Genomic DNA, 20542 nt, shown 5'->3' on the forward strand with positions numbered 1-20542 from the left:
CACCACTCCACCGCCCCGCCCGGTCTCGGATGGTGGACACATGTGCAACAAGTGCACCTTCCGGCGTGCGCGATCCATTCCCTGACGGGACACAGTGGGTTAGCTTCTGGCCACGCAGCTGCCCCTTCTCATCCCGGGCGGGACCCATGACTCGCGCCATCGCTCTGCACAACGTCAGCAAGAGATACGGCCGTGCTCCCCGCGCCGTCGACCGCTTCTCCCTCGGTGTCGCACCGGGGGAGTTCCTCGTACTGCTCGGGCCATCCGGCTGCGGCAAGTCGACGGTGCTGCGGATGATCGCCGGGCTGGAGGACATCACCGAGGGCGAGTTGCTGCTGGACGGCGAGTACGCCAACGACACGCCGCCGCGGGAGCGCGACATGGCCATGGTCTTCCAGAACTTCGCGCTCTACCCGAGCATGACCAACCGGGAGAACATCGGTTTCCCGCTGAAACTGGAGAACCCGCGGGCCGACCGCAATCCGCGTGTCGAGGCCACCGCCAGGATGCTCGGTATCGAGGACCTCCTCGACCGGTTCCCCGCGCAGCTGTCCGGCGGCGAACGCCAGCGCGTCGCCATGGGCCGGGCCATTTCGCGGCGGCCGTCCGTCTTCCTGATGGATGAGCCGCTCTCCAACCTCGACGCCAAGCTCCGCAATCATCTGCGCGCAGAAATCGCCCAGCTCACAGCGGAGTTGGGTGTGACGACGGTGTACGTCACGCACGACCAGGCGGAGGCGATGTCGCTCGGCGACCGGGTCGCGGTGATGCGCGGCGGAGTGCTGCAGCAGGTCAGCAGCCCGCGTGAGACCTACGCCCTCCCGGCGAACGTCTTCGTCGCCGCGTTCATCGGCACGCCGCGGATCAATCTGCTGCAGGCCGTCGTCCATGCGCCGTTGGACGGCAGGATGTCGATCGACCTGGGCAGGCAGCGGCTGCCGCTGCCCGAACCCCTGAGCCCCGACCATCAGTTGCTCCGCATCCAGCAGGGGCGGCAGATCATCGTCGGACTGCGGTCCGAGGCCGCGCGTATCGCGCCGCCCAGCCAGGCCCGCCCCGGTGAGGTCGCGCTGACCGGGCTCGTCGAACACATGGAGTACCAGGGGCACGAGGCACTGGTGCACTTCAACACCGGCTCGACGCCCGCCGTCGTCGCCGATCTGGAGTCGCCGCGTCCGCAGACCTCCGTCCGGCGTCGGCGAAACGTCGGCCCCGGAATGCTCACTCGGCTCAAGGACCGTGCGATGGCCCAGGTCGCGGGACCGGTCGCGGTGCTCGACGAGCCGGAGCCGGCACCCTTCCGCGAGCGCCGGGCGGGGGGTTCGAGCGACCTCGTCGTCCGCACCGGACCCGACATCCACCTGCGCACCGGTGCGCAGGTGCCGCTGCTCGTCGACCTCGCCCACCTGTACGTCTTCGACCACCAGGGCCGCCGGATCTGCCCCGCTCCGCCCGACCTCCCGGGCCTCGACGCCTGACGCGGGTGCGGGCTGGTGCGGGCCGGGAGCAGCGGCCTCGCCTGTACGCGGGCGGGGGCACCGGCCCCTGTGAGGTCCGCCCGCACATGGGCAGGGCGCGACCGGAGCGAGGGCTCCGGTCTCCGGTCCGTAGTGGGGAAGGGGGTGCGGTCCGGACGGCGAGGGCGGTGGTCTCCGCCGGCACGCGGGGCAGGGCGCGTGCGAGCGGTGGGCCGAGCCGTATCGGGGCAGAGGCCCGGCCTGGACGAGGGCGGGTGGGCTCGGCACGTACTGGGGGGGCCTGGGGCTTCGCGCGAGGGTGCCGGCCTGTGACGGGGGCGGGGGGCGGGCCCGAAGTCCGTACGAAGGAGTGGCCTCCAGCACGCCGGATGCCCCTGGCGCCGTAAAACTAACGGCGCTAGTTTGGGTCGCGGACAGTACCGCGAGGCGTGGAGGAGAGCGATGAAGGCCCACGACGGCATGTACATCGGCGGCCAGTGGCGGCCGGCCGCGGCACCGGAGACGATCGCGGTCGTCAATCCGGCGGACGAGCAGGTCATCGCGCATGTCCCGGCCGGTACGGCCGAGGACGTCGACGTCGCCGTACGCGCAGCCCGCGCGGCCTTCCCGGGCTGGGCCGCGACGCCACCCGCCGAGCGCGCGCGGCACATCGCGGCACTCCGCGACGAACTCGGACGCCGGACGGAGGAGATCGCCGAGACGGTCACCGCCGAACTCGGCGCGCCGCCCGCCCTCGCCCGGGCGGTCCACGCGGGTCTTCCCGTCATGGTCGCGGGGTCGTACGCGGAGCTCGCCGGCTCGTACCCGTTCGAGGAGAGGATCGGCAGTTCCACGGTGCTGATGGAGCCGGTCGGCGTCGTCGGGGCGATCACACCCTGGAACTACCCCCTGCACCAGATCGTCGCCAAGGTGGCACCGGCGCTGGCGGCCGGCTGCACGGTCGTGCTCAAGCCCGCGGAGGACACGCCGCTGACCGCGCAGCTGTTCGCGGAGGCGGTGCACGACGCGGGAATCCCCGCCGGGGTGTTCAACCTCGTCACCGGGCTCGGACCGGTGGCCGGTCAGGCGCTCGCCGAGCACGAAGGCGTCGACCTGGTCTCCTTCACCGGATCCACCGCCGTCGGCCGGCGGATCGGCGCGACCGCGGGCGGTGCGATCAAGCGCGTCGCGCTCGAACTCGGCGGCAAGTCCGCCAATGTGATCCTGCCGAGCGCCGACCTGGCCAGGGCGGTGAACGTCGGCATCGCCAACGTGATGTCCAACTCGGGCCAGACCTGCAGCGCGTGGACCCGGATGCTGGTGCACAGCGACCGGTACGACGAAGCGGTCGCCCTCGCCGCGGCCGCCGTCGCCAAGTACGTCCCCGGCGACCGGGTCGGCCCGCTCGTCAACGCGAAGCAGCAGGAACGGGTGCGGGGCTACATAGAGAAGGGCGTCGAGGAGGGGGCCCGGCTCGTCGCCGGCGGCCCCGAGGCGCCGCTGGAGACCGGCTACTACGTCAGCCCCACCGTCTTCGCCGACGTCACGCCCGGCATGACCATCGCCCAGGAGGAGATCTTCGGGCCGGTCGTGTCGATCCTCAGGTACGAGGACGAGGACGAGGCCCTCGCCATCGCCAACGGCACCGTCTACGGCCTCGCCGGCGCGGTGTGGGCGGGCGACGAGTCGGAGGCGGTGGCCTTCGCCCGCCGGATGGACACCGGCCAGGTCGACATCAACGGCGGCCGGTTCAACCCGCTGGCGCCCTTCGGCGGGTACAAGCAGTCCGGTGTCGGCCGCGAGCTCGGACCGCACGGTCTGGCCGAGTACCTCCAGACCAAATCCCTCCAGCTCTGATGCCCGCGCGCCACGTCCGCATCACGTCCCGCACCACCTCCTGCCACACCTCCTGCCACACCTCCTGTCACACCTCCTGTCACACCTCCGGCACCACCACCGACACCCCCTGACATCTCTGAGCGGTAAGGAAACCAACGTGGTCCGTGCAGCCGTCCTGCCCGCCGTCGGCGCTCCCCTCGAAATCACGGAGATCTCCCTGCCGGAGCCCGGCCCCGGCCAGGTCCGTGTCAGGCTCGCCGCCGCCGGGGTGTGCCACTCCGATCTGTCCCTGTCCGACGGCACCATGCGGGTGCCCGTCCCCGCGGTTCTCGGACACGAGGGCGCCGGCACCGTCGTGGCCGTCGGTGAGGGCGTGGCCCGTCTCGCCGTGGGTGACGCGGTCGTCCTCAACTGGGCCCCGTCCTGCGGCCGTTGCCACGCCTGCACGATCGGCGAGGTGTGGCTGTGCGCCGACGCGCTGACCGGCGCCGGCCGGGTGCACGCCGTCGCGGCCGACGGCACCGAGCTCCATCCGGGCCTGAACGTCGCCGCGTTCGCCGAGGAGACCGTCGTCGACGCGAACTGCGTGCTGCCCGTCCCCGAAGGCGTCCCGCTCGAGGACGCGGCGCTGCTCGGCTGCGCCGTCCTCACCGGATACGGCGCCGTGCACAACGCCGCGCGGGTGCGCGAGGGCGAGTCCGTCGTGGTTCACGGCGTCGGCGGCGTGGGCCTGGCCACGCTCCAGTCCGCACGGATCGCGGGCGCCGGGCCCGTCATCGCCGTCGACGTGTCCCCGGAGAAGGAGGAGCTGGCCCGCCGAGCCGGTGCCACGGAATACGTCGTCGCCTCCGAGAACACCGCGCGGGAGATCCGGGCGCTGACGGGCAAACGGGGCGCGGACGTGGCGATCGAGTGCGTCGGCCGGGCGGTCACCATCCGGGCCGCCTGGGAGTCCACCCGCCGTGGCGGCCGCACGATCGTCGTCGGTATCGGGGGCAAGGACCAGCAGGTCACGTTCAACGCGCTGGAGCTCTTCCACTGGGGCCGCACCCTGTCCGGCTGCGTCTACGGCAACTCCGACCCGGCCGCGGACCTTCCGGTCCTGGCGGACCACATCCGCGCGGGCAGACTGGACATGAGCACGCTGGTCACGGAACGGATCGCGCTGGACGGCATCCCGGCGGCGTTCGAGAACATGGTGGCGGGCAAGGGCGGACGGGCGCTGGTGGTGTTCTGACGGGCCGGTCGCCGTCGGGCTCCGCCCCTGCGCGGCCCGTCCTCCCGCCGTCCTGTTCGCGGCCACCGTCACGTCCACGGCGGTCCTGCCCCGCATCGTCGCGCTCGCCGTGATCTCGCTCGTCGCGATCAGGATCCCGGCCTCCCGCGCCGAGAAGGCATCCCCCTACGGCTGACGTCCTCCTCGCTCCCGGCCGCGGACACCGACCGCGGCCGGGCCGCCCCGGGCCGGGCACCGGTCCGGGAGCGGGAGACGGCCACGCCCGCCAGGCACAGCGCGCCGCCGGCCGTCGTCAGCAGCGCGGGCACCTCGTCGAGGGCCAGCCACGACATCAGCACCACCAGCGCGGGCACCGCGTACGTGGTCGCCCCCATCCGTCCGGCCGTCGTACGGGCGAGGGCGTACGCCCAGGTCGTGAAAGCCAGCGCGGTCGGGAACACACCGAGGTAGACCATGTTGAGAGTGGCCGACACGGGCGCGTCGGAGGCCTGATCGACCAGCTGCCCCGCGAACGGCAGGCACGCCACCGTGCCCACCAGGCACCCGAACGTCGTCACCTGCAGAGCGCTCCCGTGCGCCAGCGCCGGCTTCTGGGCCACGACCCCGCCCGCGTAGCCCACCGCGGCCAGCAGGCACAGCAGCACGCCCAGGGTGGAGGCGCTGCCCTCGCCCGACATCGACAGGCCCACGACCACCGCTCCGGCGAACGAGACCGCCATGCCCGCCACCAGGCGGGGCGGCAGGCCCTCGCCGAGCAGCCGGGCGCCGAGCAGGGCGATCAGGATCGGGCCGGTGTTCACCACCATCGCGGCCGTGCCCGCGTCGACCTGCTGCTCGCCCCAGTTGAGAACCACCATGTAGACGCCGAACCAGAGCAGCCCCGACACGACGATGCCGGGCCATGCCGCGCGTGGCGGCAGGCCCTCCCGCCGTATGAGCAGCACACAGCCGAGCGCGAGCGACCCGGCGAGCAGCCGGCCGAGGGCGAGTGCGCCGGGGGAGTACGCCTCCCCAGCACTGCGGATGGACACGAACGCGGACGCCCACAGCACGACGGTCACACACGCGGCCACCAGCGCGGGCCACTGCGAGTGGCGGTTCTCCGTTGTCATGGGGCGACCGTACGGTGCCGACCCTTCGGCGCTCACCGCAATATCGCGGGATCGATGCCGAGCAGTGCGCGCAGCGCCCGTTCGCCTTCCCCCGTGACCTTCACGGCCCGTTCGGTGCCGATCCGTACGCACCAGCCGGCGTCCAGCGCGTGCCGGCACAGCCGTGCGCCCGCCAGGCCGGCGAGGTGCGGCCTGCGTTCGGTCCAGTCGAGACAGCCGCGCACCAGCGGCCGGCGCCCGGCCGCGTCGAGCGGGACACCCAGTTCGGCGAACCAGCCGGTGCCGGCCTCGGTGAGGGCGAAGCCGGTGTCCACGGTCAGCAGGCCGCGCGTGGTCATGGCGTGGGTGATGGTGATGCCGAGCCGTCCCGCGAGGTGGTCGTAGCAGGTACGGCCGCGCGCCATGGCGTGTGCGGCGCTCGACTCCCGCAGGGTCCGCGGCGGCTGCGCCGGGCCGGGCGCGGCGTACGCGGCGAGTTCCTCGACCAGGTGTGCCACCCGGTCGTCGGCCAGCCGGACGTACCGGTGGCGGCCCTGCCGTTCCTCGGCGAGGAGCCCGCCGGCGACGAGTTTGCCGAGGTGTTCGCTCGCGGTGGACGCGGCTACCTCGGCGTGCCGTGCCAGCTCCCCGGCGGTCCAGGCCCGCCCGTCGAGCAGCGCGAGCGCGAAGCCGGCGCGGGTCTCGTCGGCGAGGAGCGCGGCGAACGCGGCGAGGTCGCGGGAGGAGGTCATGGCTCCCAGGATGCGTCAGGGACGGTTCGGCGTGGGCCGAAGCGTGTCGTGCCCCGTTGCGTCGTGCCCCGTGGCTTCAATGCCGACGGCGTCGTGCCCGCCGGTGTCGTGGCGGACGGCCTCGTACTGCATCGCCAGCCCGTCGAGCAGGGCCGTCAGCCCCGTCTCGAACGCTCCCTCGTCGATCTTCTCCTGCTGGTCGGCCAGCAGGTGGGCCTGGCCCAGGTGCGGGTAGTCGGCGGGGTCGTACGCCGTCGCGTCGTCGACGAAGCCGCGGGCGAACGAGCCGAGCGCGGAGCCGGTGATGAAGTACCGCATCAGGGCGCCGATACGGGTGGCGTGCGCGGGCGGCCAGCCGGCGCGGACCATCGCGCCGAAGACGGCGTCGGCGACCTTGAGGCCGGCCGGGCGGCGGCCGGGGCCGCGGGCGAGGACGGGCACGGTGTTGGGGTGGGCGGTGAGGGCGGCGCGGTAGGAGACGGCCCAGTCGTGCAGGGCGGTGCGCCAGTCCCGGGCGTCGTCCGCGTCGAACATCGACAGGTCGACACGGGAGCTGACCGCGTCGGCGACGGCGTCCAGGATCTCGTCCTTGTTGCGGAAGTGGTTGTAGAGCGAGGGTCCGCTCACTCCGAGCTCCGCGGCGAGCCTGCGGGTGGAGACCGCGTCCAGACCTTCCGCGTCCACGAGCGCGCTCGCCGTCTCGACGATCCGGTCTCTGCTGAGGAGGGGCTTGCGCGGTCGGGCCATGCGGCACATAGTAGGGCCTGCCAGATGGAAACTAGCAGTGGTAGTTAAAAGTGGGGTTACGCATGAACCTGGAGCTCGGCGAGGAGCGGTCGGCCGTCAGGCAGCTGGCGAAGGACTTCGTCGCCCGCGAGATCACCCCGCACGTCGTCGAATGGGACCGCGCCGAGTGTGTCGACCGGGGCATCGTGAAGAAGCTCGGCGCGCTCGGCTTCCTCGGGCTCACCGTCGGCGAGGAGTACGGCGGCTCCGGCGGCGACCATCTCTCGTACTGCCTCGTGACGGAGGAGCTGGGGCGCGGGGACTCCTCCGTGCGCGGGATCGTCTCGGTGTCGCTGGGCCTGGTCGCCAAGACCGTCGCCGCGTACGGCACCGAGGATCAGAAGCGCCACTGGCTGCCCCGTCTCACCGCCGGCGACGCCCTCGGCTGCTTCGGTCTCACGGAGCCCGGTACCGGCTCCGACGCCGGGAACCTGATCACCCGGGCCGTCCCCGAAGGCGGTGACTACGTGATCAACGGCTCCAAGATGTTCATCACCAACGGCACCTGGGCCGATGTGGTGCTGCTGTTCGCCAGGACCAACGACACCCCCGGACACAAGGGCGTGTCCGCCTTCCTCGTTCCCACCGACACGCCCGGCCTCACCCGTCGCACCGTCCACGGCAAGCTGGGGCTGCGCGGCCAGGCCACCGCCGAGCTGGTGCTCGAGGACGTCCGGGTGCCGGCGTCCGCGATGCTCGGCCCGGAGGGCAAGGGCTTCTCGATCGCGATGTCCGCCCTCGCCAAGGGGCGGATGTCGGTCGCCGCGGGCTGTGTCGGCATCGCCCAGGCGGCGCTCGACGCCGCGGTGGGCTACGCGAAGGAACGCGAGCAGTTCGGCAGGTCGATCGCGCACTATCAGCTGGTCCAGGAGCTGATCAGCGACATCGCGGTCGACGTGGACGCCGCCCGGCTGCTGACCTGGCGGGTCGCCGACCTGATCGACCGGGGCGAGGAGTTCGCGACGGCCGCCTCCAAGGCCAAGCTGTTCGCCTCGGAGGCGGCGGTACGCGCCGCCAACAACGCCGTCCAGGTCTTCGGCGGCTACGGTTACATCGACGAGTACCCCGTCGGAAAGCTGCTCCGCGACGCCCGGGTCATGACTCTCTACGAGGGCACCAGCCAGATCCAGAAGCTGATCATCGGGCGGGCGCTGACCGGGGTCTCCGCCTTCTGAGGCGCGCCGGGGGTCGGCGGTCGGCCCGGGCGGGTGGGCCGGGTGGTTCTCCGGGTTCTGGCCGCCCGGAAGCACCCGTCAGACTCTAAGCGCTTGCTCACCTTCGGGGTATGGTGTTCGTCCTGTGCCACGAAAGGGGCGAACGAGCGATGAGTGCGGCGGACGAGACGGCGGACCGGGCGGCTGAGGAGGACAAGCCGTGGGACGAGGTCACCCCTGACGCGGCCAGGAAACTCCTCGTCGCCGCTGTCGAGGCCTTCGCCGAGCGCGGTTACCACGCGACCACCACCCGGGACATCGCCGGCCGTGCGGGCATGAGCCCGGCCGCGCTCTACATCCACTACAAGACGAAGGAAGAGCTGCTCCACCGGATCAGCCGGATCGGGCACGACAAGGCTCTCGAGATCCTCAACGCCGCATACGACGGCGCCGGCACGCCCACCGATCGCCTCGCCGACGCCGTGCGCTCCTTCGTCCGCTGGCACGCGGGCCGCCACACCACCGCCCGTGTCGTGCAGTACGAACTCGACGCGCTCAGCGACGGCCACCGCACCGAGATCTTCGGGCTGCGCAGGCAGACCGACGCCGTGGTGCGCCGCATCCTCAACGAGGGTGTCGAGGCGGGTGAGTTCGACGTGCCGGACGTGCCCGGCACCACCGTCGCCGTCCTGTCGCTCTGCATCGACGTGGCGCGCTGGTTCAACACCCAGGGCCGCCGGACGCCGGACGAGGTCGGGGCCCTCTACGCCGACCTCGTACTGCGCATGGTGAGCGCCAAGGGCCCCCGGAGCACTCAGAAGAAGTAGCGGGACACCGACTCCGCCACGCACACCGGCTTGTCGCCGCCCTCGCGCTCGATCGTGACGAGGGCGGTCACCTGGACGCCGCCGCCCGCCTCCTCGACACCCTGCAGAACCGCGGTGGCGCGCAGTCGTGAGCCCACCGGCACGGGGGAGGGGAAACGGACCTTGTTGGTGCCGTAGTTGATGCCCATCTTCATGCCCTCCACCCGGAGGACCTGGGGCACCAGGGCGGGCAGCAGCGACAGCGTCAGGTAGCCGTGGGCGATCGTCGTGCCGAAGGGGCCGCTCGCGGCTCGCTCCGGGTCCACGTGGATCCACTGGTGGTCGCCCGTGGCGTCGGCGAAGAGGTCGATCCGCTTCTGGTCGACCTCCAGCCAGTCACTGTGACCCAGTCGCTCGCCGACTCCGGCGCGCAACTCCTCGGGGGAGGTGAAGATCCTCGGCTCTGTCATGTCCCTGTCCCTGCCTCTCAGGCGTTCCACAAGTTTCTAAGCGCTTGCTCAGCATGGTCGGGCGGCACCGTCCTGTCAACGACGGACCAGTAGGCTTCGAGGAGTGCCACAGATTCCAGAGAAGATCCACGAGCTCACCGTCGGCCAGCTCGCAGCGCGCAGCGGAGCGGCCGTGTCCGCCCTGCACTTCTACGAGTCCAAAGGCCTCATCAGCAGCCGTCGTACCAGCGGCAACCAGCGCCGCTACAGCAGGGACGCGCTGCGCCGGGTGGCCTTCGTACGTGCCGCGCAACGCGTCGGCATCCCGCTCGCCACCATCAGGAAAGCCCTCGCGGAGCTGCCCGAGGAGCGGACGCCCGACCGCGACGACTGGGCCCGGCTCTCGGAGGCGTGGCGCGGCGAGCTCGACGAGCGCATCAAACAGCTCGGCCGGCTCCGCGACCATCTGACGGACTGCATCGGCTGCGGCTGCCTCTCGCTGGAGAACTGCGTCCTGTCCAACCCTGACGACGTCTTCGGCGAGCGGCTGACCGGCTCGCGACTGCTGGCGGAGCAGCGGCGCGCGAAGGGCGACAGCGCCTGACAGGCCGGAGGGCGGGCCCGCACCCCCGTGACGGGCCCGCCCTCCGCGCGGGGTTCCTACTCGTACTCGGTGCCGCCCTTGCGGGTCAGGTACGCAGGGCTCACCGCCTTGGCGATCGCTCGTCCGCCGGTGACCGGGCTGTACCGCTCCACGACCGGACGGACCACCACGCCCTCCCGCAGATGAAGCCGCCGGCCCGACACCGTCTCGCGGCCGCTCGCCAGCTCCAGCACCTTGTCCGCGTCGTACGGGCCCGTGAACAGCCTGGGCACGACCGGCAGTTCACCGCGGAGCACGGCGGCCGGATCCAGCCAGCGGACCCGGCCGTCGATCTCCGCCGAGACGTCGAACACGGCGTAGCCCAGCCCGTCCCGCGCTCTGGCGTCCTTGCCGTAGGCGAGGTCCTGGACACCGGCGCCGTACACCTCGGCGAACAGCCCCACCCGGTGCGCGCCGAGCCGCTCGGCGAGGCGTGCCGCGATCTTGGGCACGCCGTGCCCGAGGATCGCGCGCCAGTAGAGGTTCGCCGGGTCGTTCTTGATGGCGAGGCCCTTGGCGCCGAACCCCTTGGACGAGACCTGCACCCGCCCGCCGTCCTCCGTGCTGTAGGTCATGAGGCAGGCGCTGCCGTGCAGCTTCTCGGTGATCACGACCGCCTCGCCGGGCTCGAAGATGCCCGGATAACGCTGCAGGTTCTCGATGTCCACCCATGGGAGCAGGTCCGGGGCAGCCTCGATGTCACCGTTCATCCTGGGCGGGATCGGCGGCGACCACTTGGTGATCGAGAGCCGCTCGGCGAAGTCCGTGCCGTCCGCGGCCGCCCGCACCAGGTCGACGTCCGCGAGCGCGCTCGGCCGGCACACGATTCCCTGTGACAGCTCGCCGCGCAGCCGCACCGCCTTGACCCGGTTGGCTTCCCCGCCCGCGAGCCGGCCGGTCAGGCCCAGCTCCTCGACGAGTGCGGCCGGGAGAACGGCCTGCTCCGGGATGTAGAGCGCGGCATCGCCGGTGCGGTAGGCGCCCTTGGCGACGACGGCCCGGTACAGGCCCACCTGGGCCAGTTCGAGCGCATCGGCGTTCGGGTGCTCGTGCACGGTCAGGACTTCGGCGGTGACGCGCAGCGTCGACATGTCGGGGCTCCTCGGTGGTGTTCCGCAACGCAGCCAACTGTGCCGCCGCCGAATCCCGTTGGCCCATCGGTTTTTCCGCCTGGTAGCGTCGCGATCTTCGGCGGGCGTAAGCCGCGGCCGGAGTCACCCGACAGGAGGTGGCACCCATGGCCTCACCCGTACTCGACACGGCGGTGCAGCGCGTTCGGAAGGTCTTCGCCGGTATGACCAGCCCGGGCGAGACGGGCTGCGGCCTGTGTCATCTGCCGGAGGAGACGGCGCTGCTGCGCACGCCGGACGTGGAACTGCCCGACGACGTGCTGCGGATGTTCACGCACGAGGTGCCGTCCCACTTCGACGACCATCCGGCCGTGATGCGCCGGATCCTTCCGCAACTGGCCGGGCAGCTGGCGACGGGCCGCTACGAGGGGCCCTGCGCGTACGAGATGGCAGGGCTGGGGCGCTCCGGCTGGCGCACCTGGCCGACCGAGCAGGCGGAAGCCGTCCGTGTGTTCCTCGAAGCCTGGTGGGCGGACACCGTCGGCAGGGCACGACCCCTGTATCCGGCGGTCGACGTCTTCGACGCCTGCGTGGTCGTCGGCGCCACGGTCACCCCGTTCCTCGCGACCTGGGCCCGGCAGCCGCCGGGCGGACCGGCGGACGAGCAGCTCCACGACTACCTGGAGCTGTGGATCGACGAGTTGCTCGACGACCGGCCGTTGTTCAGCAGCTGGTGGGGCGACCACCGGCGGGAGGAACCGGTCGCCGAGTTCCAGGCATGGATCGCGGCACACGCCCCCGGCCGGCTGCGGGGCCGTGGTGCCGACGCCGCACTCCTCTTCAAGGTCGGGCTGCTGAACCTGCCCCGTGAGCGGCGGTTCACCGACGAGGCGTGGGAGGACTTCCCGGGCTGACCGCGCCCCGCCTGGTCCCGGGCCCGACCGGGCCCACGGTTGCGGCCCCGACCCGGCCCACGGGTCCCCGACCGGGCCGGCCCCGACCGGGCCCACGGGCCCCGGGCCCCCGCCCCGGAACCCGTGGAGGTCAGGCGACGGAGGCGAGCTCGCGCCGGCCCGCGCGCTTCGCCGCCGCCACGGCCTCCGGTGTCAGGACCGGCTGCGGCACGACGATCCCGCAGCCGGTGCAGACCGGTCCGAACCAGGGTTCGCGCTGCAGGTCCTGTCGCCACACGATGTCGGTTCCCCGGCACACCGGGCAGCCGGAGCCCGGCTCCGCCTCGAGTGCGCCGATCAGCCGGCGCAGCACCTCACCGAGGGGCGCGGACGGATGCTCCGCCGGCGTGTCGCAGCGGGCGACCCCGTTGCCGCCCCATGTCCTTCGGTGCCAGTCGTCGATGTGTCCGGGCCGCCGCAGCCCGTCGTGCTTCTCCCGTTTGCGGCGGTCCGCGAAGTTGTCCTCGTACGCGAGCCAGACGGCCCGTGCCTCTTCCAGCTCCTCGAGCGCGGCCACCAGCCGCGCCGGATCCGGGGCCCTGTCCTCGGGATCGATGCCATGCCTGCCGCACAGGTGGTCCCATGTGGCCCGGTGCCCGTAAGGGGCGAACCTTTCAAGGCACTTGCGCAGCGAGTAGCGCCGCAGCGCCAGATCACACCGCGGGTCGCGCACCTGTCTCGCGAGACTCCGGAAACCGGCCATCGTAACGACACCTCCGTCGCTGGTACATCGGCGTTGAAGAATGGACGTAGGAGTTCCCGTTTCGGCTCCATCGAAAAGAGGGAATGTGCGCTTCGGCCGGATCACGTCCCCGCGTGGTGCCCTGCGACCCGGCCCGCCGTCAGCACCACCCGGGCCAGTTCCTCATGGCAGACGTCACCGTGGGCGCCCACCGGCGGGCGGCCGCGCCGCACCACCGCCGAGGCGTCGACGCTGACGCAGCCCGAGGCCGGCAGCCCGGTCCGCAGCGCCTCCTCCAGCGTCAGCCGTGGCGTGTCCGCGACTCCCCGGATTCCGTCGTGTCCCATCGCCCACCACCTGCGGTCGGTGCCTGCCGCGGCCGCCTCGTCGCCGGCCAGGCTCGAAACCAGCGGGTAGAAGACCCCGAGCGCGGTGTCGTGCCGTGAATGGCACGCCACGACCGGCCCGTCGACCCGGTCCTGCAACGCGCCGAGCACCCCGCAGCGGGACGGAGCGTGGGGCAGGCTCGTGGCGAACGCGTAGTGCGAGAAAGCAGCTTGGAACAGGGTCAGCGATTTTACGTTGCACGCTCCGTCCGGCAGTCCCCGCAGGGCGAACGCGACCAGCCGCGCACCGTGGCTGTGGCCGACGAGATGCACCCGCAGGTGGGGCGCGGACCGGGAAAGCCGCCCCAGCAGCGGGCCGAGACCCAGCTCGCCGACCGTTCCCGCGCGACGCTTCATCGCGTAGTACGTCGTCTGCCGCAGCAGCTCCTTCGCACCCCGCCAGGCCGCCCCCGGCCCGCCGTGGTCCCGGTGGTGGCCGTCGAGGGCAGCGGCCAGCCGCAGGGACAGCGTGAGGCCGTCCTCGTACAGGACCGCCGGCGGGCTCTGCTCGTCCCGCGGCAGGTCCTCCGCGAACGCCGCCTCGAGCCCTCCGGGCGGTACCGCCGCCAGCTGCCGGGCGAGCATCCCGAACTCCGCGAACGCCGCCCGCGACTCCGGCTGTTCGTCGAGGAGCGACGCCAGCCGGTCCACCGTCGCCCCGTGCCCGGGAAACAGGCAGGAGAGCAGGTCCCGTGTCGGCTTGCCCAACCCCGGCCCTGCCGTCGTCGCCGCTTCCTCGACCCGCTCGGCGGCGGGGAACGGCTCGTCCGGAAACCGCATGGAGGGCCACAGCACGCCCGCGTACCCGATACGGACCCCGGGTGCCGAGGCCAGCAGTTTGGGGAAGGGCGCGAAGAACGACTGGTGGAACCGGCGCGCGGTGGCGGGCGAGTTGTTCCAGCCATGTGCGAACACCACGAGATCCGTGACGTCCGCAGCCGCGAGCGTGTCGTACGCCCCTCCTCCCGGATCGCCGTCCGCGTCGAAGCAGATCTCCCGGTACGGTCCCGCACCCGTCCCCGCCATGGCCCGCCCCTCCCCTTGCGTTCCGCTGCGGCCCAGCATCCTGCGCAAGAGGAGAAACGGCCATACCTCGTGCCGTGCGAGCCGCTCGGAGCGAGCCCCGCTTCAGTACCGGCGCGCCCCGCGTCAGTAGCGGAGGTACTCCTTCCGGACGGCCCGGAACGCCGCCAGCTCCTCCTGCCACGCGCCCACCACCTCGTCGGTGTCCGCGCCGGCGTCGATCAGGGTGCGAACCTTGGTGGAACCCGTCAGCTTGTCGATCCAGTTGTCGGCGCGCCAGGCGAAACCGCTCCAGGTCCGCTTCGCCGTCACCAGGAGGGCGATGCCCGTGCGGACCGGGTCGTAGGACTCGCGGTCGTGGACGTGCAGCTGGACGCCGCCGACGGTCTTCCCCGCGAACTTGGAGAAGGTGGGCGCGAAGTACGCCTCACGGAAGCGGACGCCCGGCAGGCCGAGCGAGTTCGCCGCCCCGGCCCAGGCCGGGCCGATGCCCTCGGCGCCGAGCAGCTCGAACGGGCGCGTGGTTCCCCGGCCCTCCGAGAGGTTCGTGCCCTCGAACAGGCAGGTGCCGGAGTACACCAGCGCGGTCTGTGGCGTCGGCATGTTGGGGCTCGGCGGCACCCAGGGCAGGCCCGTCTCGTCGAAGAAGTCGCCCCGCCGCCAGCCCTTCATCGTCACGACCCCGAGCTCGACGGGCCGGGGCAGGAACTCGCCGTTGAACAGCAGCGCCAGCTCGGCGACGGTCATGCCGTGCGCCTGCGAGATGGGTTCGCGGCCCACGAAGGTCGCGAACGCCTTGTCGAGCACCGGCCCGAGCGCGGACCTGCCCGTCATCGGATTCGGCCGGTCGAGCACGACGAAGCGCTTGCCGGACAGCGCCGCCGCCCGCATGCAGTCGAACAGCGTCCAGATGTACGTGTAGAAGCGGGCGCCCGCGTCCTGGATGTCGAAGACGACCGTGTCCACGCCGGAGGCCGTGAAGATGTCGGCGAGCGGTTGACCGCTCTTGAGGTACGTGTCGTAGACGGGCAGCCCGGTCGCCGGGTCGTCGTAGCGGCCCTCTGACCCGCCCGCCTGTGCGGTGCCGCGGAAGCCGTGCTCGGGGCCGAAGACCGCGACGAGGTCCACACGGTCGTCGGCGTGCATCACATCCACGATGTGGCTGACGTCGCGGGTGATGCCGGTCGGGTTGGTGACCACCCCGACCCGCTGCCCGGACAGTGCCGCGTACCCGTCGGCGGCCAGGCGTTCGAAACCGGTGCGGACCCTGCCGCGGCCCGAGTGGGCCGTGGCGGACCCGGGGGTGACGGTCATCGCTCCCACCGCGCCGCCGCCCGCGACCAGCAAACCCCGTCTGGACAGGCTCATAGAGCTACCTCCGTGATCGCCTTGTGTCATGACCACCGCACGCTAGCGCTCATGTCGCCGCGGGGGAACGACCCGCGCACGTGGTTGTGCCTGCCTCTTCCGCGGCCACATACCGACTGGTTAGTCTGTAGACATCGACCGGTGGACGGAGAGGCGGAGCCGATGAGTACGGTGCAGGGCGCTGGGGTCGTGATCACGGGCGCGGGCGGCGGAATCGGAGCCGCGCTGGCCCGCCGGTTCGCCGCCGGGGGCGCGCGCGTTGTCGTCAACGACATCGACGCGGGCAAGGCCAGGAAGGTCGCCGACGAGATCGGTGCCACCGCCGTACCCGGCGACGCCTCGCGGATCGTGGACGAGGCCCGTGACGCCCTCGGCGGCGTCGTCGACGTCTACTGCGCCAACGCGGGACTCGGCTCCGGCGGCGACGCCTTCGCCGACGAGGACGTATGGGCCACCGCCTGGGACGTCAACGTCATGGCCCACGTACGGGCGAGCCGGGCACTGCTGCCAGACTGGCTCGAGCGCGGCAGCGGACGCTTCGTCTCCACCGTCTCCGCCGCCGGGCTGCTCACCATGATCGGCGCCGCGCCGTACAGCGTCACCAAGCACGGCGCGCTCGCCTACGCGGAGTGGCTCTCCCTCACCTACCGGCACCGCGGCCTCAAGGTCCACGCGATCTGCCCCCAGGGCGTACGCACCGACATGCTGACCGCCAGCGGCACGGCCGGCGAACTGGTCCTGACGCCGACCGCGATCGAGCCGGAGGACGTCGCCGAGTCCCTCTTCGAGGCGATGGACGAGGACCGCTTCCTCGTCCTGCCGCACCCCGAGGTCGCCGAGTACTACGCGGCCCGAGCGACCCGGAGCGACCGGTGGCTCGCCGGTATGAACCACATCCAGCAGAAGTGGGAGGAGACCGGCCGATGAGCCCGATCCACGCCGCCGGGCCCTGGCTGTCCCAGCTCGGCGACGCCCAGCGGGCGGCCGTCGACCCGCCCGCGACCGTGGTGCATTCCTTCCGCGCCGCGGTCGCCCGTGCCACCGGGCACACGGCCCTCGCCCACTTCGACGGCCGTCCGAGCAACCGCGAGACCTACGAGCTGTCCCCGACGGCGAACCGCGCACCGGCGACATCGGCCTTCGCCTGCCTGCGCCCGGGGGCGGCGGCGGAACCGGACTCCGCGTACTGTGCCGAGCGGCCGGCCGCGTACAAGTACCCGCACGAGGTCGAGGTGCTGCCGGAGCTCCCGAAGGCGACAAGTGGGAAGATCCTCAGGCGGGAACCGCGATCTCCCGCGTGACACACAGCGGAACACGGCTCGGAGAACGGAAAGAAAGGCGGGTGGCGGCAATGGCCAGGACGACGGACGGGGACGGCGCCCCCGTCCCGCAGAGGCTGCTGGCCGCCGCCACCCGGCTCTTCGCCGAGCGCGGCTACGACCGCACTTCGGTGCAGGAGATCGTGGAGGCGGCCGGCGTCACCAAGGGCGCGCTCTACCACTACTTCGGCTCCAAGGAGGACCTCCTCCAGGAGGTCTACGCCCGCGTGCTGCGCGTCCAGCAGCAGCGGCTCGACGCCTACGCGGACGCCGACGAGCCCGTGGAGGCGCGACTGCGCGGCGCGGCGGCGGACGTCGTCGTCACCACCATCGAGAACCTCGACGACGCGGACATCTTCTTCCGTTCCATGCACCATCTGAGCCCGGAGAAGCACAAGCAGGTCCGCGCCGAACGCCGCCGGTACCACGAGCGCTTCCGGGCGCTGGTGGAGGAAGGGCAGGAGAGCGGCGTCTTCTCCGCCGCCACCCCCGCCGACCTGGTCGTCGACTACCACTTCGGCTCGGTGCACCACCTGTCGACCTGGTACCGACCCGACGGCCCGATGACCAAGCAGCAGGTCGCCGACCACCTCGCGGACCTGCTGCTCAGGGCACTGCGGCCGTAGCGCCCGCCAGGTGGTCGAGGAGCGCGGCCGCCGCCGGGTTCCGCGGGCGCGGACCGCGTCCCGCAAGCACCACGGTCCTGCCGGGGTCGGGCTGCCGGATCGTCACACACGGCAGCCCCGCGTCCTCGCCGATCCGGCGCGGCACGATCGCGACGCCGATCCCCGCCCGCACCAGGTCCACCAGCAACTTGATCTGCGTGACGTCACAGGTGATGCGCCGCTCGAGCCCGCAGTGCGCCGCGAGCCGGCGCACCGCTGTCTCCAGGCCCGTCCCCGCGCGGAAGTCCACGAACGGCTCGCTGCCGAGATCGTGCAGGAGGGTGCGGCCCGCGGCGGCCAGCGGATGGCCCGGGGCGGTGATCAGCACCAGTTCCTCGTGCCAGGTCGCGAACGCGGTGAGGCTCTCGGGCAACTGGTCCGCGTCCGGGGCGACATAGGCGAGGTCCAGCTCACCCGCGCGCAGCGCGTCGAGCAGTTCGCCGACCGGCGCGTCCCGCACCGAGACCTGGATGCCGGGCCACCGCCGGTGGAATGTGGCCAACTGGGCGGGGAGGTCGACAGTGGTGAGCGTCTGGATGGTGCCGATCGCCACGCGGCCGGTGGCCAGCTCGGTGACGGCCGCGACGGCGTCCCGGGCGGCGGCCGCGTCCGAGAGGAGCCCGCGGGCGGCCGGCAGCAGGGCACGCCCCGCCTCCGTCAGCACCACCCGCCGCCCCGTCCGGTCGAACAGCTCGGCGCCGAGTTCCCGCTCCAGGTTCCGGACGGACGTGCTGAGCGCTGACTGCACGATGAGCTCGGCGCGGGCGGCGGCGGTGAAGCTGCCGTGGGTGATGACGGCCACGAAGTGGCGCAGCTGACGGATCTCCACGGGGGCCAATCTACCCATCGCCGTTCGCGATGGCTGCCAGCTAAACCATCTGTTGGACCGAGGGGGTGGGGCGGCGCGACGCTTGATCCATGGACCTGATGGATCGCGTACCGGCGTTGTGGACTGCCGCGTACGGCTCGCGGCGTGGACCGGCCCTGCGGGGGCTCGCGAGGCTCGCGCTGAGGGTGCGGGCGTTTCTTCGCGAGCTGGCTCTCGCGGACCATACGCCGTTCGCGGGCTACTGAGCGGGTGGGTGCGGGGCCGCTGCGCGGGGCGTGTTCCCCCACCCGCCCCTTCCCGCAACCGGGCTCCGCCCGGACCCGACACCGCGCTCCGCGCGGTGTTTCGGGGGCTCCGCCCCCGGACTCCCGCGCCTCAAACGCCGGCGAGGCTGAAGTGCGCGGTGTTTCGGGTGGCTCCGCCCCCGGACCTCTGGGCGCCAAGCGCCGGCGAGGTTGTGGTGCGCGGTGTTTCGGGCGGCTCCGCCCCCGGACCTCCGGGCGCCAAGCGCCGGCGAGGTTGTGGTGCGCGGTGTTTCGGGTGGCTCTGGCTCCGGACCCTCGCGCCTCAAACGTCGGCAAGGCTGAAAGATGGCCCGTCGGCGGGCTGACTGTGCCGCGCAGCGGCGCAGTCAGCCCGTGCCGGCACCCACGGCCGCCAGGCCAGTAGGGGCTTGGGGGCACCGCCCGCCAGGGCGGTACAGGCGGTCCGCGGGGCGGAACGGGGCCCGGGGCCTGCCCCGGTTCGGGAGAAGGGGCGGGGTGGGGAAACGGCCCGCCGCAGGCGCCACCCGCAGGCGTCACCCCCGCCCGGACCTCACACGTACCGCTTGAGCTCCCGCCGCGCCAGTGACCGTTGGTGCACCTCGTCCGGGCCGTCCGCCAGCTTCAGCGTCCGAGCCGCCGCCCACAGTTCCGCCAGCGGGAAGTCCTGACTGACGCCGCCCGCACCATGGACCTGGACCGCCTTGTCGAGGATGTCCACGACCGCCCGCGGCGTCGCGATTTTGATGGCCTGGATCTCGGTGTGCGCGCCGCGGTTGCCGGCCGTGTCCATCAGCCATGCCGTCTTCAGCACCAGCAGCCGCAGCTGCTCCACCGTGACCCGCGCGTCCGCGATCCAGTTCTGCACGACGCCCTGCTGCGCGATCGCCTTGCCGAAGGCCTCGCGGGACACGGCCCTGCGGCACATCAGCTCGATCGCGCGCTCGGCCATGCCGATCAGGCGCATGCAGTGGTGGATGCGCCCCGGCCCGAGCCGGGCCTGGGCGATGGCGAAGCCTCCGCCCTCCTCGCCGATCAGGTTGGCCGCCGGTACCCGCACGTCGTGGAACACGACCTCCGCGTGGCCTCCGTGGGAGTGGTCCTCGTAGCCGTATACCTGCATCGCGCGCCGCACCTCGACACCCGGCGTGTCACGCGGGACGAGGATCATCGACTGCTGGCGGCGGACGTCGTCGCCGTCCGGGTCGGTCTTGCCCATCACGATGAGGATCTTGCAGTTCGGGTTCATCGCACCGGAGATGTACCACTTGCGGCCGTTGATGACGTAGTCGTCGCCGTCACGGTCGATCCGGGTCCGGATGTTCGTCGCGTCGGAGGAGGCGACCTCCGGCTCGGTCATGGCGAAGGCGGAGCGGATCTCGCCGGCCAGCAGCGGCTCCAGCCACTGCTTCCTCTGCTGCTCGTTGCCGAACTGTGTCAGCACCTCCATGTTGCCCGTGTCGGGGGCGGCGCAGTTCAGCGCGGTGGGGGCGAGGTGCGGGCTGCGGCCGGTGATCTCGGCGAGCGGTGCGTACTGCAGGTTCGTCAGACCGGCCCCGTACTCCGAGTCGGGGAGGAAGAGGTTCCACAGGCCCTGCCTGCGGGCCTCCGCCTTGAGCTCCTCGACGACCGCCGGGGTGTCCCACGGCGACGCCAGTCGCGCGCGCTGCTCGTGCTCGGTCTGCTCGGCCGGGTGGACGTGCTCGTCCATGAAGGCGAGCAGCTTGGCGCGGAGTTCCTCGGTGCGGGCGTCGAATGCGAAGTCCATGG

Annotated in this window: 20 protein-coding genes; 10 read left to right on the forward strand and 10 right to left on the reverse strand. The window is 72.2% G+C overall.

Annotated features, from left to right (window positions below; genetic code table 11):
- The first annotated feature begins 146 nt into the window (after positions 1–146).
- From ACFYV1_RS22870 to ACFYV1_RS22880, 3 genes are all read left to right on the forward strand, one after another.
- The gene (locus tag ACFYV1_RS22870; RefSeq protein WP_389397385.1) at positions 147–1478 is read left to right on the forward strand and encodes an ABC transporter ATP-binding protein; all 1332 of its coding nucleotides are present in this window, start codon (positions 147–149) and stop codon (positions 1476–1478) included.
- 441 nt (positions 1479–1919) lie between these two features.
- Positions 1920–3314 (forward strand): aldehyde dehydrogenase family protein, encoded by a 1395-nt coding sequence (locus tag ACFYV1_RS22875; protein ID WP_389397386.1) that lies wholly within the window; start codon positions 1920–1922, stop codon positions 3312–3314.
- A 139-nt stretch (positions 3315–3453) separates the two neighbouring features.
- The gene (locus ACFYV1_RS22880) at positions 3454–4533 is read left to right on the forward strand and encodes a zinc-binding dehydrogenase (RefSeq protein WP_389397387.1); all 1080 of its coding nucleotides are present in this window, start codon (positions 3454–3456) and stop codon (positions 4531–4533) included.
- Between the two features lie 128 nt (positions 4534–4661).
- Here ACFYV1_RS22880 and ACFYV1_RS22885 read toward each other — a convergent pair whose 3' ends face one another.
- The 3 genes from ACFYV1_RS22885 to ACFYV1_RS22895 are packed head-to-tail and all read right to left on the reverse strand — an operon-like array spanning position 4662 to position 7123.
- A complete protein-coding gene (locus ACFYV1_RS22885) occupies positions 4662–5645 on the reverse strand; it encodes a DMT family transporter (RefSeq protein WP_389397388.1) in 984 nt (327 codons plus the stop codon).
- Positions 5646–5677: 32 nt separating this feature from the next.
- Entirely contained in the window at positions 5678–6376 is a 699-nt protein-coding gene (locus ACFYV1_RS22890; RefSeq protein ID WP_389397389.1) for an ArsR/SmtB family transcription factor, read from the reverse strand.
- A 15-nt stretch (positions 6377–6391) separates the two neighbouring features.
- Complete coding sequence (locus ACFYV1_RS22895; protein ID WP_389397390.1) at positions 6392–7123, reverse strand: TetR/AcrR family transcriptional regulator; 732 nt, start codon at positions 7121–7123, stop codon at positions 6392–6394.
- 62 nt (positions 7124–7185) lie between these two features.
- On the opposite strand from ACFYV1_RS22895, the gene ACFYV1_RS22900 reads away from it, so the two are divergent.
- Entirely contained in the window at positions 7186–8337 is a 1152-nt protein-coding gene (locus tag ACFYV1_RS22900; RefSeq protein WP_389397391.1) for an acyl-CoA dehydrogenase family protein, read from the forward strand.
- A gap of 149 nt (positions 8338–8486) precedes the next feature.
- Positions 8487–9143, forward strand: coding sequence for a TetR/AcrR family transcriptional regulator (locus ACFYV1_RS22905; protein WP_389397392.1), 657 nt, complete (start codon positions 8487–8489; stop codon positions 9141–9143).
- Here ACFYV1_RS22905 and ACFYV1_RS22910 read toward each other — a convergent pair.
- Positions 9131–9592, reverse strand: a complete 462-nt coding sequence (locus ACFYV1_RS22910) for a MaoC family dehydratase (protein WP_389397393.1) — start codon at positions 9590–9592, stop codon at positions 9131–9133. The two genes, ACFYV1_RS22905 and ACFYV1_RS22910, sit on opposite strands and share 13 nt — an antisense overlap.
- Before the next feature lie 103 nt (positions 9593–9695).
- Between ACFYV1_RS22910 and soxR the strand changes: the two genes are divergently transcribed.
- Entirely contained in the window at positions 9696–10175 is a 480-nt protein-coding gene (gene soxR / locus ACFYV1_RS22915) for a redox-sensitive transcriptional activator SoxR (protein ID WP_389397394.1), read from the forward strand.
- A gap of 56 nt (positions 10176–10231) precedes the next feature.
- On the opposite strand, the gene ACFYV1_RS22920 is transcribed toward soxR, so the two are convergent.
- The gene (locus ACFYV1_RS22920) at positions 10232–11305 is read right to left on the reverse strand and encodes an RNA ligase (ATP) (RefSeq protein ID WP_389397395.1); all 1074 of its coding nucleotides are present in this window, start codon (positions 11303–11305) and stop codon (positions 10232–10234) included.
- A gap of 146 nt (positions 11306–11451) precedes the next feature.
- Here ACFYV1_RS22920 and ACFYV1_RS22925 point away from each other — a divergent pair, with 146 nt between their 5' ends.
- Positions 11452–12198, forward strand: a complete 747-nt coding sequence (locus ACFYV1_RS22925) for a hypothetical protein (RefSeq protein ID WP_389397396.1) — start codon at positions 11452–11454, stop codon at positions 12196–12198.
- Between the two features lie 130 nt (positions 12199–12328).
- On the opposite strand, the gene ACFYV1_RS22930 is transcribed toward ACFYV1_RS22925, so the two are convergent.
- From ACFYV1_RS22930 to ACFYV1_RS22940, 3 genes are all read right to left on the reverse strand, one after another.
- On the reverse strand, positions 12329–12940 hold the full coding sequence (locus tag ACFYV1_RS22930) for a hypothetical protein (protein WP_389397397.1): 612 nt from the start codon (positions 12938–12940) through the stop codon (positions 12329–12331).
- Positions 12941–13041: 101 nt separating this feature from the next.
- The gene (locus ACFYV1_RS22935; RefSeq protein WP_389397398.1) at positions 13042–14331 is read right to left on the reverse strand and encodes a serine-threonine protein kinase; all 1290 of its coding nucleotides are present in this window, start codon (positions 14329–14331) and stop codon (positions 13042–13044) included.
- A gap of 123 nt (positions 14332–14454) precedes the next feature.
- The gene (locus ACFYV1_RS22940) at positions 14455–15696 is read right to left on the reverse strand and encodes an exo-beta-N-acetylmuramidase NamZ domain-containing protein (RefSeq protein WP_389397399.1); all 1242 of its coding nucleotides are present in this window, start codon (positions 15694–15696) and stop codon (positions 14455–14457) included.
- 162 nt (positions 15697–15858) lie between these two features.
- On the opposite strand from ACFYV1_RS22940, the gene ACFYV1_RS22945 reads away from it, so the two are divergent.
- The 3 genes from ACFYV1_RS22945 to ACFYV1_RS22955 are packed head-to-tail and all read left to right on the forward strand — an operon-like array spanning position 15859 to position 17641.
- Entirely contained in the window at positions 15859–16623 is a 765-nt protein-coding gene (locus ACFYV1_RS22945) for an SDR family oxidoreductase (RefSeq protein ID WP_389397400.1), read from the forward strand.
- On the forward strand, positions 16620–16997 hold the full coding sequence (locus tag ACFYV1_RS22950; RefSeq protein WP_389397722.1) for a hypothetical protein: 378 nt from the start codon (positions 16620–16622) through the stop codon (positions 16995–16997). The genes ACFYV1_RS22945 and ACFYV1_RS22950 overlap by 4 nt, the downstream gene beginning before the upstream one ends.
- Positions 16998–17047: 50 nt before the next feature.
- Positions 17048–17641 (forward strand): TetR/AcrR family transcriptional regulator, encoded by a 594-nt coding sequence (locus ACFYV1_RS22955; protein ID WP_389397401.1) that lies wholly within the window; start codon positions 17048–17050, stop codon positions 17639–17641.
- On the opposite strand, the gene ACFYV1_RS22960 is transcribed toward ACFYV1_RS22955, so the two are convergent.
- Both ACFYV1_RS22960 and ACFYV1_RS22965 read right to left on the reverse strand, forming a co-directional pair.
- A complete protein-coding gene (locus ACFYV1_RS22960; protein ID WP_389397402.1) occupies positions 17622–18509 on the reverse strand; it encodes a LysR family transcriptional regulator in 888 nt (295 codons plus the stop codon). The two genes, ACFYV1_RS22955 and ACFYV1_RS22960, sit on opposite strands and share 20 nt — an antisense overlap.
- An 816-nt stretch (positions 18510–19325) precedes the next feature.
- A complete protein-coding gene (locus ACFYV1_RS22965; protein WP_389397403.1) occupies positions 19326–20540 on the reverse strand; it encodes an acyl-CoA dehydrogenase family protein in 1215 nt (404 codons plus the stop codon).
- Positions 20541–20542 lie beyond the last annotated feature (2 nt).

The sequence above is a fragment of the Streptomyces sp. NPDC003023 genome (assembly GCF_042888225.1).
In the GTDB taxonomy this organism is placed as follows: domain Bacteria; phylum Actinomycetota; class Actinomycetes; order Streptomycetales; family Streptomycetaceae; genus Streptomyces.